This window comes from Streptomyces sp. NPDC044061, from assembly GCF_056434305.1.
Map to the genome: position 1 here is coordinate 1 of NZ_JBWKFL010000089.1, position 16,081 is coordinate 16,081.

Sequence of the window (16,081 nt, forward strand, 5' to 3'; positions counted from 1 at the left end):
TGCCATAAGAACTGCAACCTGCTCTCGCCGTAGGGCAGATCACGCGGCCGGGTCACCGCTGTTCCCTTCACCCGGGAGGCGAAGACCCCACAAGCGGGGCAGGCCCGCGCCGCCTCGTCCGCCGCGACCAGATGCACCCGACGACTGCCGTCACCCAGCCGCTCGACCCGCACGACGGACACCCCGTCGAGATCGAGCAGCAACGTCGTATCGTTGACCAAGCCCGTGGCTCCTGCATGATCCTTCTGCCTAGACAACAGAAATGATCACGCAGGCCCACGGGCCCTCTGCCTCCAGGAGGCGATCACTCCCGGAGCCGGTCACACACAGTGCGCCACGTCAGTGCGCGAGACCCGCCGCACCGCTCAACTTCGAAGACCCGGTATTCGTGCAGGTCCCAGCCCGTGCCCGGCACCCCACCGAGCGCGGTGTGCTCGTCCAGCAGGGCGCGGGCCTGACCATACGACAGCCTGACAAGGCCGGTGTCCGGGCAGACGTCGCGCGGGCTGACGACCTTCCCCGGCCCCGGGCGGCGGTGGGTGACGAACACGGGGCCGCGTGTACGACCCTTGATCAGCCGGGGCAGGAGGCGGGCGGTGCCAGCGTCCCAGTACACGGGCTCCATCACGAAGTCCTCGCGCGGGACGCCCCGGCGGCGTGTACGCGGCTTGGCACCCTTCGCTTTCACCGGGGCCCGGCGCCCGGACAGGTCCAGCTCCTCGATGTTGACGCCGAGGATCTCCTCAGACCGGGCAACCGTCTCGTACAGCATCCGCCACAGCGTTTTCTCCCGCAGGTGGACGTCGCGTCGGGCGATCAGCCGGTCGATCGCCATCTTCGAGCGGACCGGGGTCTCCGAGTCGGGCGAGGGCAGCCGCTTCGCCCAGGCCGGCACAGCCGGGCCGTCGTAGCCGCGCTCGGCACACCAGGCCGTCCACGACAGCACCGCGGCCCGACGGGCGTTCCAGGTGTTGACCGCCGCTTCGCCCCACAGCTGTTCGAGGGCTTCGCCGATCTCGTCGTCGGCGACGGTGGCGAGTAGGCGGGCTTCGCCGAGGCGCTCGGCGGTCTTGCCGACCCCGATGCCGTACGAGCGGAGGGTGTTGGCGTTGCCGCGCGAGTCGAGAAAGACGTCGGCCGCCGTGCTCACGGTCAACGCCTTTCCAGTGGGCAGTTGCACGACCGCGGGCACGGTCCCCTCCCTTTGCCGCAGATAACGGGGTCGCTTCGCGTACGGCCCAGCGAACGTCGCCGCAGGCCGTGATCAGCGATGCCACGGATAATAGGGCGTTATCTGCGGGACGACTTCAGAACCCTCCGGCGACCGACGCCCCGTCAGCCGCCCACCAGGGCCGACGCGGGCTTAGTGGTCGGCTCCGGAAGTCCTTCGGGGGTTGACTGCGGAGATGGTGTTGTATGGGCTGCGTCTGGTCAGATGTCGGGGGCGCCGAGGTGGAGCTGGCAGGCGCAGTCGAGGGCGTCCGCGGGGGTGCCGGTGGTGCTGCTGGTGGGTAGTAGGGAGTCCTCGTAGCGGTCGCTGCTGGCCAGGTAGAGGGCGAAGCCCCACCTGCCGACGGCGCCGGTATAGCGCAGGCGCATCAGCTTGACCTGTTCGCCGTGGGCCAGTTGCGCCTCTACGTAGGCGAAGGCTCCGCGGTGGCGGACGTGCAGCTGATCGATCTGCGGCCAGGCGGTGCGGGCGCGCTCGTCGAGGCGCGCCTCCACGGACAGGCGCGTGTGTTCCGAGGGCGTGGGCATGGCGCTCATCCTGCCCGACGGGCCGGACCCGGGGATGCGGCAGGCTGCGGCCTGTCCTTGATCCGCTTCTCTCGATAGGCCTGCCTGACGTGCCTGTTGCCGCCGCCCGCCCGATAGTCCTGCGCGCCGCCCGGCGTGAGCGGTTGAAAGTGCTGGCCCATGGCCACAAGAGCGAGTACCGGCTGCGGATGCGCGCGCAGATCGTGCTGCATGCCGCGCGCGGCCGCTCCAACGCGCGCATCGCCCGGGAGACGGGCCTGCACCTGGACACCGTGCGCAGGTGGCGGGGCCGGTTCGCCGAGCAGGGGCTGGGCGGCCTGGGCGACCGCGATCGGTCGGGTCGCCCGCCGGCGTTCACCGCGCTCCAAGTTGCCGAGGTCAAGGCGCTGGCCTGCCGGTTACCCGCCGAGACCGGTGCACCGCTGTCGCGCTGGTCAGCGCCCGAGCTGGCCCGCGAGGCCGTGGCCCGGGGCATCGCCACGTTCGTGTCGGCCTCCACCGTCCGCCGCCGGCTGGATGGGGACGCGCTCAAGCCCTGGCAGCACCGCTCCTGGATCTTCATCACCGACCCCGACTTCCGCACCAGGGCCCAGCGCGTGCTGGACCTGTACGCCCGCACCTGGCAGGACGTCCCGCTCGGCGAGGACGAGTACGTGATCAGCGCGGACGAGAAGACCTCCATCCAGGCCCGTTGCCGCTGCCACCCCGCCCTCGCCCCCGGGCAGGCCCGCGCGATGCGCGTCAACCACACCTACAGCCGCGGCGGAGCCGTGGCCTACCTGGCCGCCTACGACGTCCACACCGCGAAGGTGTTCGGCCGCACCGAGCCACGCCCCGGCATCACCCCGTTCATGAACCTGGTCGCCCAGGTCATGGCCCAAGAGCCCTACGCCAGCGCCAAGCGCGTGTTCTGGATCGTCGACAACGGCTCCTCCCACCGAGGCCAGAAGGCCGCCGACCGGCTGACCGCGGCGTTCCCGAACGCGGGCATGGTCCACACCCCCGTCCACGCCTCCTGGCTGAACCAGGTGGAGATCTACTTCTCCGTCGTGCAACGCAAGGTCGTCTCACCCAACGACTTCACCGACCTCGGCGAGGTCAGAGACCGGCTCCGAGCCTTCGAAGACCGCTACAACGCCACGGCACAGCCTTTCCAGTGGAGGTTCACCACCCCCGACCTGGACGATCTGCTGGCCAGGCTCGACCGGCACACCACCGATCACCAGGAAGAATCCTCGCTCCGCCCCGCCGCATGATCAACCCCCGAAGGACTTCCGGAGCCGACCACTAAGCGCACGATCTGACATGGATGTTCCTCAACCCCCATCGCCTGGCTGCACGGATTTCACTGCCTGCGGATCCGATGGGAGCGACGTGACGACATCCATCGCTGCTTCTCCGGCCCGACGAAGGACATGATGGCACGCCGCAACGCGAACCGAATCAATCGCGAGCACGCAAAATACCCTGCCCGCTGCTCAGTCTCGACATCGCGACACCTCCATCTCATTCACCAAAAGCTTCGGCGGTGAATATTGCAGATCTTCGGGTGGTTAATAGCCGCGCCCGAGATCGACAACATTCTTGAGCGGCTGCCCCTTCAGGAAGCATTCAATATTATCCCCGAAGATGGAGAACACCCGTTCTATGTATCCCGTAGGGCTTCCTGCGACATGCGGCGTGATGATCACGTTCGACATATCCCACAACGGACTTTCCACCGGTAGCGGTTCCCGTTCGAAAACGTCCAGCATCGCACCGGCGATCGCGCCGGCCTGGAGAGCCTCAACCAGTTCGGCTTCCACTACGATGCTGCCCCGGGCGATATTGACCAGAAATGCATCCGGCTTCATGTGGGCGATCTCGGCTGCTCCGATCGTGGCCACTGTATCTGAAGTTGCAGGCAAGGCTAGGATCACGAAGTCGCAAAGCGGCAACATGTCGGCCAACGAATCAGCGGAAAAGAGCCGGTCAACATATTCGACCGGGCCGGAAATATCCCGCTTGGAGCCGACGACCGTCATGCCCGCGCTCTTGGCGCGTCTGGCAATGGTGGTCCCGATCGAGCCCAATCCCACAATGCCGAGTGTCTTTTCGGCCAGAGGTGCCACATAGCGTGGATTCCACTGCTTCTCAACCTGGTCCTGCAGGAGCCTGCGGAATTTCCAGTGCAGCATCGTCACGCCGGCCATCACGAAATCTGCGATGATGTCACCGTGGATGCCACGCATATTGGTAACCGTTATGTTACCGAGCCGGTCCCGGATCGGGACAAGCGAATCGACGCCGGCTCTGGTGGATTGAAACCATCGCAGCTTCGTAGCTCGCTCGCACACTTCTACCGCGAAGTGGGCGGAAAACAGCACGTCCGCCTCCCCGATGTTCCGCTCAAGACCTTTGAAATCTGGTGCAATGATGGCGCGAACTTGCGGGAAACGTTCGCCGATCAGCCGCGCATAAGATTCGGAATCGGGGTGGTTGAGGACAATAGTCAATTCCGTGCCTTCGCTGGCCATGTTTACCGCTCCTCGCAAGGTCGGGTCGTCAGGCCGAGGCTGACCAACCTCACGCGTCCGGGCATCCGCTACGCGCTCGCCACTCTGATGTATCGAATGCCTGCACACTTAGCTCCCGTCTGACAGCCAATGCCGGGCGCCATCGTCTCCTTGTCCCGTCTACTCCGCGACCGACAATCTGTCCAGCATCGGACGCCGCAGCTCAGCACAGTTTGCGCCCTGGCACCTGGCGACGGAGCGCTAAATTCGTCGAATCGGTAGCGTAAATCCTGATCGGGCCTCTTGTGCTGTTCTGCCGTATGTGTGGGTCACGCTGAGGCGGGTTGGCGTCCGGGCAGCGTCGGGCGGTCGTCTCCTATGGTGGGTTGGGTGGGCAGGGGGTGATTTCAGCGGATGGTCCAAAGTGGATCGAGCCGTTTTCCGGGCTGAGCGAGGTGCAGTTCGCCAGACTGGTGGCGTGGGTACGGCGCCGTGGCGGTGACGTCCAACGAGGCCGGCCTTGGCGACTGCCATTGGAGGACCGCGTCTACTGATGCATAAATCTCACGTTGTGGCAGGTGGCGCCGCTGTTCGGGGTCTCGAAGTCCGCGACCGACCGCATCCTCGGTCACCTCGACCCGGTGTTGGCGATCTCACCGGACCGCCGACCGCGCAAAGACACTGATTCCTAATGCGGTCTGTCAAGCCGCGAGCACCGTGGGTGGGGTCGCCTCATAGCACCGTCCGTCACGCAAGAGGGCGCCCAGAGGACGTTGACGCGGCGGCGGGCGAGCGCGAGGACAGCCTGGGTGTGACGCTTGCCCTCAGCCCGCTTGCGATCGTAAAAGCGGCGGGACTCGGGGCAGAGCCGGATGCTGAACAGCGCCGAGATGTAGAAGACCCGTTGGAGACGGCGGTTGTATCGCTGTGGACGCCGCAGGTTGCCGCTGATCTTCCCGGAGTCGCGAGGCGCCGGAGCGGCACCGCCGAAGCCGGCGAGGCGGTCGGCGGTGCCGAAGAGGCTCATGTCGCCGCCGGTGGCTGCCAGGAACTCGGCTCCGAGGATGATGCCCAGACCGGGCATGCTCGTGATCACCTCAAAGGTGGCGTGGTCGCGAAACCGTGCCTCGATAGCCTTGTCGAGCTCGCCTATCCGCTGGTTGAGGGCCATCACCTCCGTCGCGAGCGTGTGCACCAACTGGGCGGTCAGCTTCTCTCCGGGCAGGCTGGTGTGCTGTCGCTCGGCGGCTTGGACGGCGATCTCGGCGAGCCGGTCAGCGCGAAGTACGTGCCGATTGCGCAGCCAGGTCTCCAGCCGTTTGCTGCCGATCCGGCGGATGGCAGCAGGCGTTTGGTAGCCGACCAGCAAGGTGAGCGGGCCGGTGTTGGTCACATCCAACATCCGTTCCAGCCCGGGGAAGATGCCCGTCAGCTGGGCGCGGAGGCGGTTGACAGTCCGCGTGCGGTCGGCGACCAGGTCCGTGCGTCGGCCCGTGAGGATCTTGAGGTCGGTGACGGTGTCGTCGTCGGCGTCTAAGGGCTGCAGATCACGGCGGACGCGGGCCTGGTCTGCGATGACGGCAGCGTCCTTGGCGTCGGTTTTGCCCTCGCCGCGGTAGCTCTCGGAGGCACGGTGGATGGCCCGGCCGGAGATGTAGTGCACTGACCGGTCGTGGTTGAGGAGAATCGTGATGGCCAGGGCGGCTCCGCCGTCGGCAAGGTCGATGCCCCACGTCACCTCGTCGCCCAGCTTCACGACGGCGGCAAGGAGTTCGAGCAGTTGGGGTTCGTCGTTGGCAACGCGTCGTGACAGCAGCCGGCGGCCGCTGTCGTCGATCGCGACGCAATGGTGGTGGGTCTTGCCTGCGTCGATGCCGGCCCAGATCGCGGCCATGTGGTACCTCCGTGCGGTGTGCTGTTGGTCCCTCCCACGGACGACCTCGCTGTCGATTCCCTACAGAGCGATCATTCGCAATTCCTAATTGGCAGCGGAGTCGTCGTGGGGCACCGGGCGGCCAATCAGTGAGAGCCACAAGCGGCAGAGCCTTTTCAACCACACCCGGTGCCCCTGGGTGGGTGAACCATACGAAGGGCTCACCGCCTCCCGCAGAACAACCTAGGGAACCTTTTCAGCGGTGAGTCTCCAGGGTGAGGATGGCTCTGGCGATTGACGTGAGTTTGTTGGGGCTGATCCTGGCTTTGCGGAGGATGCGCCAGGTCTTGATGCGGGCGATGGCTCTCTCGACGGGCCACCGGAGTCGGGAGTGTGCTCGGTTGACAGACCTCTGTTTGGTGGTGAGGTCTTTGCCGGGCTTTCTGCGGTGGGGCACCGCGGTGATGTCGCCGGCGCCTTGGTAGGCCTTGTCGGCGAGGATGGGGATTCCGAGCCGGATGCAGGTGGCGATGATCCGGTGCCGGCGGGCCGCGGTGAGGTCGTGGACACGGCCGGTGAGGGCCGGTGAAACCCAGACCAGGGTCCCGTCCGGTGCCGTGATGACCTGCAGGTTCACTCCGTGACGACGGTGTTTGCCGGCATAGTCGGCGCGGCTGTCACCGACCCGGTCGCATTCCGCGAGCGTCCCATCAAGCAGGATGTACCGGGCTTCTGAAGTCCTCAGGGCCTCGGTCAGGCCCGGTGCCCGGCCGGCCAGGAGCGCGATCACGGTGTGGACGTAGGCATGGGCGGTGCCCACGCTGGTCCCGAACCCTGCGGCGATCTGGGGCAGGGAGTCGTTCTTGCGCAGGTACACCGGAGCGGCCAGGGCACGCTGGGACGGCGGGAGCTTGCACCTGCGGTCACCCTCCCGAGTGACGATCAGCATCGCCACCCACTCCGCGAGCGCATGCGGGACATCGAGTACGGCACGATAAGAAACCAACAGAGCCCCAAGGCTGAAGAGTTGAGCGTAGAGAGCTTGCTCAACAGCCCTGGGGCTCCGCCCGTCTCACAGTCATCCCCGCGTCACCCGATCGGTGGCAACTCTGAAAATGCTCAGTGACTGCACGTCCTCAAAGCCTCGACACAGCAGCGTCTCCTCGCAACCCCCTTGGCCAGCTACCGCCATGAACCAGCTGAACACGGAGGGCATAGCCGACCTTATGGGACTCTTCGAGAGAAGACTCGGGCCAGAACCGGAAGACGGCGCCACCCAGTACCCCGCCGCAGCCCACGAACTCCATCCGTAGGCAACCCCCCTCCGCACCCAGTCCCACACTCCTTCGGGCGGTGTCTGCTTCAAACCCCGGCAGAGCCTCAGCCGGAGCCCTCGATTATCTGGCTCGAGGTGCCGAACCCGTAGGACGAAAACTTGTGTTGATTTATGGCGTCAAGTACTGGACAAACTGTTGGTTGAGGACGGGATGGGGTGAGGGCAACGATGGTGCCCGCCGTTGGCGAACGCGCGGGAGGGTGAGCGTTCAGGCGTGTACCTGGGGCGGAGAGTGGAAGAGTCACCGGAGTCGCCGCTCTGCGCCCTGAGGGGCCGCTCGAATCCGCACCAGTGGGATGGGCCATGAAGGCCGCGAAGAGCTTGATGTTGATCTTCGACTTATGTGCCGCAGTTGGCCAGTCAGCAGGTGTACTGCTGGGCCATCGGCGAATTCGGCAGCGAAGGTCCGGTAGCTCCGCCACCGTCCTCGGAAACCCTTCGCGCCAGCGTCTCATCGAGGCGGCGATACTTACCTGCAGCACTGGCCACTGTCCCAGGGCAGGATCACAGGCATCCTCCCCACGCGGCACTTTGCCAACGCGCGTTCTTGCTCGTCCGGTTCCTCCTGCTGCACGATCAACGATCGGAGTACCTCTCGTGACCATCGCGCATCAGCTAGATAGTGCCGATTGGTCTGTACTGGGCGCGTTGTGGAATCCACAGTGGCTGAGTAGCGAGGTGCTGGCCGCGCTGGCGCCCGCATCGACCCCGGAGGCGATGTCGCTCCTCCGTATGACGGGCCTGCGCCGTTATTCGCATCGTTCGTCATGGTGGCCACGATCGAAATCACCTGCGGCCAGCGTGACCCCTAGGCACCGGCGCGTCAGTTTCGATCGCGTAGGTCGTCGCGCCAGCGGACCGCGATCACGAACTACGGTCCTTAGTCGCTGCAGCACTGCTGAGCCGTATCTCTCAGATCATGCTCAGCTGCCGACGCTGTTCACGTGGCGCAGCGTCATGCCCAGCTTCATCAATCCGCTGGCATTCCTGATCTTCAGTGCTCAGCTGCCGTATCTGATGGCGGCCGGAAAGCTGATCACCGGCTCCTTCAGTTTCAGGTGGGCCAGAGACCGGATCGAGTCCATCGGTCGCGCACTGCGAGGATGGCCTGAGCGACTGAAGCGACCCTTGCAGGAAGTGAGGCGGTCAGGCGCTGAATACGTGGAAGGGCGGCTTCATCAGTCGCTGCGCCTCTCCCGGACAGCGACGGAGTCTCCGCGACGCAGTGGGTCTTCGATCGCTGCATTGGGTCCCGAGAAAAGTGCAGGTGAGGGCCGTGAAACAGACCAGGTAGCGACTGAAGCGACTCAAGTTCTGGGTATATCAAGGCATCCGTTCGCGCGCCTGTGCCTCACATATAGAGAGCTTCAGTCGCCTCAGTCGCTGACTTGCATCGCTGCCTTACTCTGACCTGCGACTTTGACTCTCCGGATGCGCAGCGACTGGAGACGGTTCGGTCGCTGGGGCCTTCTGCCGGCCGCTGGCAGACGCCGCACTAATCCATAATCATCACTATTGTCAGGGCACTGTCACATGTGCGCCAAAACCTCACCACTCAGGTTCGTTGGTCCGTGTCCGTCATTGAGTCGCCTCGGTCGCTGATAGGGGGTGCAGATGTCTACTGAGCTGCAGTTTCCTCACAGAGACTCGGGGCAACCCGTTCCTGAGTCTTCAGTCGCTGAGCTGTCCTTGGCGACGGCCAGCTGGTGCGCGCGACGCGGCTGGCCCGTGCATCCCCTCGCCGCCGGCCGCAAGACCCCAGCCGCGAACTGCCGCGACTGCCGAACAAAAGCGCACCCACCCGCCAACTGCCCCTGTCTTCGCTCAGGCCGCTGGTGTCACGGCTTCCACGCAGCCACCCTCGATCAGCACCGCATCCAGCAGTGGTGGGGAGCGCACCCGGAGTTCGGTATCGGCGTCTCCTGCGGCCCAGCACGGCTGCTGGTCATCGATATCGACGCCCATACTGCCCAGCCGCCCAGCCGGGATCGAATCCTGCCCGGTATTCGCATCGCCGACCACGTCGATCTCACCGGCCTCGCCAACGGCTTCCATACGCTCGCTGTGCTCGCCGCGCTGCGCGGACAGCCCAGCCCCGCCGACGACGACAACACCTTGCGCGTACGCACTCCCTCTGGCGGAATGCACGTCTGGTACCGAACCACAGACAACCGACGCTGGCAGTCTTCCGTCGGCTCCACCCCCGGCCGCGCCCTGGCCTGGCAGGTCGACATCCGTGCCCACGGCAGCTACATCATTGCCCCCGGCACCACCATCAGCCACGGCACCTACACCGCCGTCGGCGACGCCCGCGACCCGGCCCCACTGCCGCTCTGGCTCGCTCAGGAACTGGAGCGCACCGGGCACCTGCCTGCACCCAGCATCCCCGCCCCGAGACCAGTACCGCCACGCGCACAGCAGGCTGTTCTTGCCGCCGGTGGAGGCCGCGAGCGCATTCACCACGTGCTCGCGGCCGTCCTTGCTCCTGTGGAGGCCTGCGGCCAAGTAGCTGAGGGTGCCGGATTCTCCGACATCCTCAACCGTGCCGCTTACACCCTCGGCGGACTCATCGCCGCCGGCCGTCTTACCCAGGCAGATGCGGAGCAGGCTCTGCAGGAGAGTGCGGCTGCGGCCCGGCCCGGCCAGGACCGCCGTATCGAGCAGATCATTCGCAGCGGCCTCGCCGCGGGCCTCAAAAGGCCCCTGCATGCAGGCGGGAGGCGCCCATGACGTCGCCTCTGCCCCAAAGGCTTTTCGAGTTCGATCCCGAAGCTGTTGCCACACAGATCCGTGCCCATGGTGCCTCGGTGCCGCTTCCGGTGCAGCCCGACGGCGAACGCCCCACCGCAGTTGGTGAAGCGACCGCGCACGGTCTGCTGCCCGATACCCTCACCGACCGGGGCAACGCCAAGCTGTTCGTCAAGCTGTACGCCAACGACTATCGGCATGTGCCGGGCATAGGCTGGTATCGGTGGGACACGACCCGCTGGCAGGTCGACGAGGACGACACCGTACTGTGGGCGGCTGGCGACCTCGCCGAGAACATCGCCGCACACGACCCACGCGGCCTGTTCACCACTACAGCCCTGCAGCAGCACCGCCGCCGCGCCTTGTCCACTACCGGCATCAACGCCATGCTCACCCAGGCCAAGTCGGCCCCCGGCATGGTGCTAAACGCCGTCCGGCTGGACGCCGACCCCTACGCGCTGTGCACTCCGGACGGCATCGTCGACCTGCGCACCGGACTGATCAAGGCCCCGGATCCGAACAAGGACTTCCACTCCCGCTCGACCGCGGTCGGCCCCCAGCCTCTGCCCACCCCACGCTGGGAACGCTTCTTGACCGACACCTTCGGCGACGACACCGAAGGTGTGAAGATGATCTCCTACCTGCAACTGCTGCTCGGCTACTCGGTCACCGGCGACGTCGGCGGTCAGGTCCTGCCCTTCCTCTTCGGCTCCGGCAAGAACGGCAAGTCCGTACTGCTGGACGTGCTGATGAAACTCCTCGGCGACTACGCGGACGCGGCCCCCCCCGGCTTCCTGATGGCCCGCCCCTACGAAGGCCACCCCACCGACCTCGCCGAACTGCACGGCCGCCGGGTCATTGTCTGCTCGGAGGTCAAGCCGGGGGACAAGTTCGACGAAGCCCGCGTCAAGCTCCTCACCGGCGGCGACCGCATCAAAGCCCGGCGCATGCGGCAGGACTTCTTCAGCTTCGAGCCCACACACAAGCTCTGGCTGCTGGGCAACCATCGCCCCGAGGTCGGCACCGGTGGCTTCGCCTTCTGGCGCCGCATGCGACTGATCCCGTTCGAACGCGTCGTCCCCGACCACCGCAAGATCGACAACCTGGCGGACATCCTCGTCACCGAGGAAGGCTCCGGCATCCTCGGCTGGCTGATCGACGGCGCCCGCCGCTACCTCGCCGGCGACCGCGACCTCACAGGCCCCGAACGCGTCCGCATCGCCACCACCGCCTACGCCGAAACAGAAGATCACACCGGCCGCTTCTATGAGGAGTGCTGCCGCCTGGCCCCCGGCCTGCGTGCCGAGCAGACCACGCTCTACGCCGCCTACAAGGCGTGGTGCCACAATGAAGGAGCACCGGTCATGTCCTCACGCGCATTCGCCGCACGCAGCCGGGATCTCGTGGGTCTGGCCTCACCCAAGGAAATGATCCTGTCCAACCAGCGCAAGCACTATCCGGGCATCGGACTGCTCACCGACGAGGAAGGGGACGCGGGCTGATGAGCTCCCTGATCACCGAGGACGAGATCAGCCACGAAACCGAATTCGTGTGGCTGGAAGACATCGAAAACCTCGACTACGTCCGCCAGAGCCTGGACCGGCTTCCCACCCGGAAGATCAGACCCGCCTACCACCGCGACGGCCGCATGGTGGGCTACGCGGTCCTCGGCCCCACCGCCAAACCCTCACGCGCGTCCGGCACCTTCCGCCGCCGCGTCTTCTGGCTACTGCCCCACGACCGCGACAGCCAACCCGAGGGACTCTACGCCAAAAGCGCCCCAGCCGAAGCCATCGACCCCCGCACCCTCCAGCCACGCACCAAAGGCTACAAAACCGAACGCTCCGAAGGAGGCCCCCCCTCCACCGCCATGCAACAACTAGGCATAAAGCTACCGCTACGAACCACAACACCGCGCCACACGGAGACCGGGCAGGAGGACCAACGACGCTCGGAGAGCGGTAACCAGCACCGGACTCCTCCACGCACAAATCCACTGGAACAACAAGACCTACCAGCAGCCGAACTGGACTCACGCCCCGCATAAGCAGGCGAGCCAGGCCCGAGCTAGGCAATCGCTGTATTGGCTAACCCCCAGATGACCTTGTCACGGCTGGTGTCCGGAGCGACGCACGCCGTCCTACCTCCCAGCCTGGCCTGTGCCTAGCTCGCCAAGGGAGGTGGGTTTCCCCGCTGGACTCCACATGGATTCGGTGTTGCCCGTCGGTGACGTGAGAGAGTCGATGCTGTGGGCAAAGTGTGATGACCTGCGGCGTCTGATGCTGAACACAATGTCGGTCGCGGAACCCGAGGGGTCGTGAGCATGCTGATGGCCAGCAAAGCCTGCGCGCGCGTTGGTCTGGGCCACACGCGCCCGCATCGGTTTGCGACCGGTGCGATGTGTTACTCGGAGGTCGGTACTGATGTCACTAGTCAAGATCAGCTTGCCTGCGGGGTGCGCCCCGTGCTCTTGCGTCGCCTGATCAACGCAGTCACCGACACCTTCTCAGAGTACTAGTGTGGATCATGGATCGCCATTCCTTAGAGTTCTCTCCTTAAACTTCCCAGCCCCTCCAGGTCGGTTGCTGCCCTTGACGCCGAGATGCTGCGTGGGCTGCCCGCTGCGTCGCAGCAGTGACACGATGCATCTGCCACCCGCTGTCAAAGCTGTGCGACTTGGGCCGGTAAATTGGGCGTAAGGGATCGCCTTGCAGCGCTGGGAGCCTCCCATCAGGAGGCGTTGCGCCATGCCGGGCCGTGAAATCCCTCAACCGTCTGCGGCTATAGACCTGGTGAGCAAGGGTGGATGCCGCGGACAATTCTTCACCTCAAGGCGGCACACAGCGTGTTCTTCTCACATCGTGCAAGGCCTGCTTCAAGTGGAAACAGAGAGTCGAGCTATGACCGACTGCATAGATCAAATACTTCGTATGGAGCTCGTGCTCGCCCCGGAGAGAGCGGTCGCGTTGCCGGCCCACCTGTCTTACCGGCCGGATGACCCGTTCGCCGTGCACGTCACCTTCTACACGGAGGCCTGCGGCCCAGTGCCCTGGGCGTTCGCCCGCGACCTGCTGGCGCAGGGGATGCTCGGACTGAGCGGAGAAGGAGACGTCCGAGTGTGGCCGAGCACCAGCGGATCGGACACCGTGCTCAACCTGGAGCTGTCCTCGCCTGACGGAGAGGCCTGGCTCAGAGCCCCCCTCCCGGTCGTGGCCGAGTGGCTGAACCGCACCTACCTCCTGATCCCAGCAGGCCGCGAGGCCGACGAATTCGACATCGACGCCGAACTGTCACACCTACTCCACGGCGCCGCCTGAACACCCACAAAAGAACACCTTCCGCTCCGACACCACGCCTCACCCCCACACTGGCCCAGCAGCTGTACCCTCCCCAATGACAGCTACTCACACCTCTTGCCCCCACAGCTTGAGACAAGAGCCCGGCCGTGTGGACAGAGTGACTGGCCGTTATCACGGCCACCCCGAAGACCAGCCGGACCAACCGGTCGAAGACCGGTCCCACCCGGCCGCGAACCAACCGCCTCACGCCCAGGCGACGTGAGGTCCCCTCCCCAGTACGTCCTTCGGGCCGTGCCGGCCAGCGTCCGGAGGGACACGCACCAACGGACCGGACCCGGCTGCCCCGCGCAGCCCACCGGCACCAGAACGTGACCACGATCAGCACACCCACCACACGCCGACACCGGCCACACGGAGCAGCACTGGGCGCCGGATTCCACCTCCACGCCCACGCAGCCCCACCAAGATGGGAAGAACCCACACCGAACCCAACCGTCCGCAGGGGATCGCTTAACTGATCAGACGCTTCGGACCGATGATCGGTACGGTCGTCGAGGGACGCACCGACCTTTCCTTGCCGACGCCTGGGGAGCCGGGCCTTGAGTACCTGGTCATGCCTGCCGCACGGTATGACGCGGCCACCCACGCCGCTCGATAGGCCAGCGGTGAAATGTACACTGATCATCTAAATTTTGCACTTGTGCCGGTGATGTTTACTTCGGACCACAGGGGCGAGGGAGACTGGGTGAACGCATGTTGAGGTCGAACACACGCGGTGTCGTGTGTATTTGGCGACGCACATTGATGGGGTGGGTGGGGTGATGCAGAAGTGAGTGGCGGGGGTAGTGGGGCGAACGTCCTGGACCTCTGGATCGGTGTAAAGGTCGCCACATTTTTGGTGGCGTCACGCTGTCACAGCGGCTGAGGTCGTGAAATGACTGTCGCAATGGCCGGAATGATAACCAGACGGCTCGCGGCCTCGCGAGCTATGAGAGAAGAACATGACAAGCATAAAGGGTAAGGGTGAACCCTGCGAGCGGGTCACTTTTCGCACTCCGACGCCCCATGATGCGCTTTTTGCCTGGCAAATTGCCCATGATGAAAAATTTCTTGATATCAATAGTGTCTCCTATTACAGAATGTGGTTTCGAGATTTCTCGCGATATTCCGCAGTGGCCACCGTTAATGGTGAAATCATCGGGTTCCTAACCGGTTACCGCCGCCCTGATCAGCCCGACACATACGTGATCTCAGAGGAAGCCGGCAAGCCGCACCACGGGATCCCGGACCTCAGGATGAGAACCGTCCGCTATGCCGTGGAGCAACAAATCAAATGTGGCGCGAAATTCGTGGAGATGACAGCTGCAGTCGACAACAAGGAAATTATGATGGTTGCGAGGATGTTCGGCACCGCTCACCCCGTGAGCATCGAGCAGCAGATTCTGTTTCCCAGCATCTGCTTCCCAGAAAGTCGCAACAACGAGGTTCTCTATAGGATCGGACCGCTCAATTAAGGGGTATTGGCGAGTTCCGCCTCGTTCGACGAGATCGCTATCGGTGGCGCCAGTTCGATCAAGTTATCACCCACGTAATAGATCACTGCTCCTACTCGCCACGCGCGGTAAACATTTGCTGGCCAGGTCGGCTGCGCGAATCCGCGTGGTCTCGTCGGTCACGAGGTCCATGCCGATCGACAGACCGTGGCCATGCAGTTGGGCCGGCGGTGAGGCGATGCACCTGTCCCTGGCCCGGTCGGTGAGGGAGCCGTGAACATCGGGGCGGACGGTGCGTGAGTCCACCACCTCGAGCACGGCTGCGTCCTGGCAGTGAGCTTGTTCAGTTTGGTCACCATCGGGTGGCGGTGGGGTCGGCGTAACGGGCGAGGCCCTCGGGGTGTTGAGCGGGATGTCTTACGTCCGTTGCTCGTCACCTCGGGGGCCTCGTTGGTTCCATATCCTGCCGTACTCGATGTCCCGCATGCCCTGGTGGAGTGGGTCACGATGCTGATCGTCACCCGTGAGGGTGACCGACGGTGCCGGCTCTCTCCATCCCAGCGTGCGCTGATCGCACTGGTGTACCTGCGCAAGAACGACACCTTGCGGCAGCTCGCGGCCGGCTTCGGGATCAGCCTGGGCACCGCTCACGCCCACGTCCACGCGGTGGTCGATCACCTGGCCGCGCTCGCCCCTGGGCTGACGACGGCCCTCAGATCCACGGATGCCCGGTACGTGCTGCTGGACGGGACGCTCGCCGAGTGCGACCGGGCCGGTGACGGCCGAGCGGACTACTCGGGAAAGCACCGCCGTCATGGAGTGAACCTGCAGGTGGTGACCGCTCCGGACGGCGCCCTGGTGTGGATCTCGCCAGCGTTGGCGGGCCGTACTCACGACCTGACCGCGGCCCGCCGGCACCGGGTCATCGCCACCTGCATCCGCCTGGGCATCCCGGTCCTGGCCGACCGCGGTTACCAGGGAGCCGGTGCCATGGTGGCCGTTCCCCACAGGCGACGGCCCGGGAAGGACCTCACGGTCAAACAGAGGTGCGTCAACCGGGCCCACTCCCGCCTCAGGTG

The 16,081-nt window shown here is 65.2% G+C and carries 10 protein-coding genes and 4 pseudogenes; 8 read left to right on the plus strand and 6 right to left on the minus strand.

What is annotated here, in order from left to right; all coding sequences use genetic code 11:
* The 3 genes and pseudogenes from AC07CM_RS48600 to AC07CM_RS48610 form a co-directional block, all read right to left on the minus strand.
* Positions 1-221, minus strand: a pseudogene (locus AC07CM_RS48600) (ISL3 family transposase); the annotation flags it as partial.
* An 83-nt stretch (positions 222-304) separates the two neighbouring features.
* Positions 305-1,192 carry a site-specific integrase gene (locus AC07CM_RS48605; protein WP_478883005.1) on the minus strand — a complete coding sequence of 296 codons (888 nt, stop codon included), beginning with the start codon at positions 1,190-1,192 and terminating at the stop codon, positions 305-307.
* A gap of 239 nt (positions 1,193-1,431) precedes the next feature.
* Entirely contained in the window at positions 1,432-1,758 is a 327-nt protein-coding gene (locus AC07CM_RS48610; protein WP_478883006.1) for a hypothetical protein, read from the minus strand.
* 89 nt (positions 1,759-1,847) lie between these two features.
* On the opposite strand from AC07CM_RS48610, the gene AC07CM_RS48615 reads away from it, so the two are divergent.
* Positions 1,848-3,014 carry an IS630 family transposase gene (locus AC07CM_RS48615; protein WP_478883007.1) on the plus strand — a complete coding sequence of 389 codons (1,167 nt, stop codon included), beginning with the start codon at positions 1,848-1,850 and terminating at the stop codon, positions 3,012-3,014.
* A 297-nt stretch (positions 3,015-3,311) separates the two neighbouring features.
* Here the strand turns inward: AC07CM_RS48615 and AC07CM_RS48620 are convergent, their stop codons facing one another.
* Positions 3,312-4,274, minus strand: a complete 963-nt coding sequence (locus tag AC07CM_RS48620) for a D-2-hydroxyacid dehydrogenase (protein WP_478883008.1) — start codon at positions 4,272-4,274, stop codon at positions 3,312-3,314.
* A 365-nt stretch (positions 4,275-4,639) separates the two neighbouring features.
* On the opposite strand from AC07CM_RS48620, the pseudogene AC07CM_RS48625 reads away from it, so the two are divergent.
* Positions 4,640-4,936, plus strand: a pseudogene (locus tag AC07CM_RS48625) (helix-turn-helix domain-containing protein); the annotation flags it as partial.
* Positions 4,937-4,954: 18 nt separating this feature from the next.
* Here the strand turns inward: AC07CM_RS48625 and AC07CM_RS48630 are convergent.
* Positions 4,955-6,147 (minus strand): annotated as a pseudogene (locus AC07CM_RS48630) (IS110 family RNA-guided transposase).
* A 235-nt stretch (positions 6,148-6,382) separates the two neighbouring features.
* The gene (locus AC07CM_RS48635; RefSeq protein ID WP_478883009.1) at positions 6,383-7,132 is read right to left on the minus strand and encodes a transposase; all 750 of its coding nucleotides are present in this window, start codon (positions 7,130-7,132) and stop codon (positions 6,383-6,385) included.
* Positions 7,133-9,076: 1,944 nt separating this feature from the next.
* On the opposite strand from AC07CM_RS48635, the gene AC07CM_RS48640 reads away from it, so the two are divergent.
* From AC07CM_RS48640 to AC07CM_RS48665, 6 genes and pseudogenes are all read left to right on the plus strand, one after another.
* A complete protein-coding gene (locus tag AC07CM_RS48640) occupies positions 9,077-10,192 on the plus strand; it encodes a bifunctional DNA primase/polymerase (protein ID WP_478883010.1) in 1,116 nt (371 codons plus the stop codon).
* A complete protein-coding gene (locus tag AC07CM_RS48645; RefSeq protein ID WP_478883011.1) occupies positions 10,189-11,712 on the plus strand; it encodes a DNA primase family protein in 1,524 nt (507 codons plus the stop codon). Before AC07CM_RS48640 ends, AC07CM_RS48645 begins: the two co-directional genes overlap by 4 nt.
* Positions 11,712-12,107, plus strand: a pseudogene (locus AC07CM_RS48650) (DUF6009 family protein); the annotation flags it as partial. The gene AC07CM_RS48645 and the pseudogene AC07CM_RS48650, both read left to right, overlap by 1 nt.
* A gap of 1,033 nt (positions 12,108-13,140) precedes the next feature.
* On the plus strand, positions 13,141-13,527 hold the full coding sequence (locus AC07CM_RS48655; protein WP_478883012.1) for an SsgA family sporulation/cell division regulator: 387 nt from the start codon (positions 13,141-13,143) through the stop codon (positions 13,525-13,527).
* Between the two features lie 983 nt (positions 13,528-14,510).
* Positions 14,511-15,023, plus strand: a complete 513-nt coding sequence (locus AC07CM_RS48660) for a GNAT family protein (protein WP_478883013.1) — start codon at positions 14,511-14,513, stop codon at positions 15,021-15,023.
* Positions 15,024-15,452: 429 nt separating this feature from the next.
* Positions 15,453-16,081, plus strand: a 629-nt coding sequence (locus AC07CM_RS48665; RefSeq protein WP_478883014.1) for a transposase, incomplete at its 3' end; no start/stop codon positions are given.

What these genes read in the sequence shown, in the direction of transcription:
- AC07CM_RS48660 (WP_478883013.1), top strand. Translation starts at nt 14,511, where the DNA reads ATGACAAGCATAAAGGGTAAGGGTGAACCCTGCGAGCGGGTCACTTTT.
- AC07CM_RS48640 (WP_478883010.1), top strand. Translation starts at nt 9,077, where the DNA reads ATGTCTACTGAGCTGCAGTTTCCTCACAGAGACTCGGGGCAACCCGTT.
- AC07CM_RS48645 (WP_478883011.1), top strand. Translation starts at nt 10,189, where the DNA reads ATGACGTCGCCTCTGCCCCAAAGGCTTTTCGAGTTCGATCCCGAAGCT.
- AC07CM_RS48610 (WP_478883006.1), bottom strand. Translation starts at nt 1,758, where the DNA reads ATGCCCACGCCCTCGGAACACACGCGCCTGTCCGTGGAGGCGCGCCTC.
- AC07CM_RS48655 (WP_478883012.1), top strand. Translation starts at nt 13,141, where the DNA reads ATGGAGCTCGTGCTCGCCCCGGAGAGAGCGGTCGCGTTGCCGGCCCAC.
- AC07CM_RS48620 (WP_478883008.1), bottom strand. Translation starts at nt 4,274, where the DNA reads ATGGCCAGCGAAGGCACGGAATTGACTATTGTCCTCAACCACCCCGAT.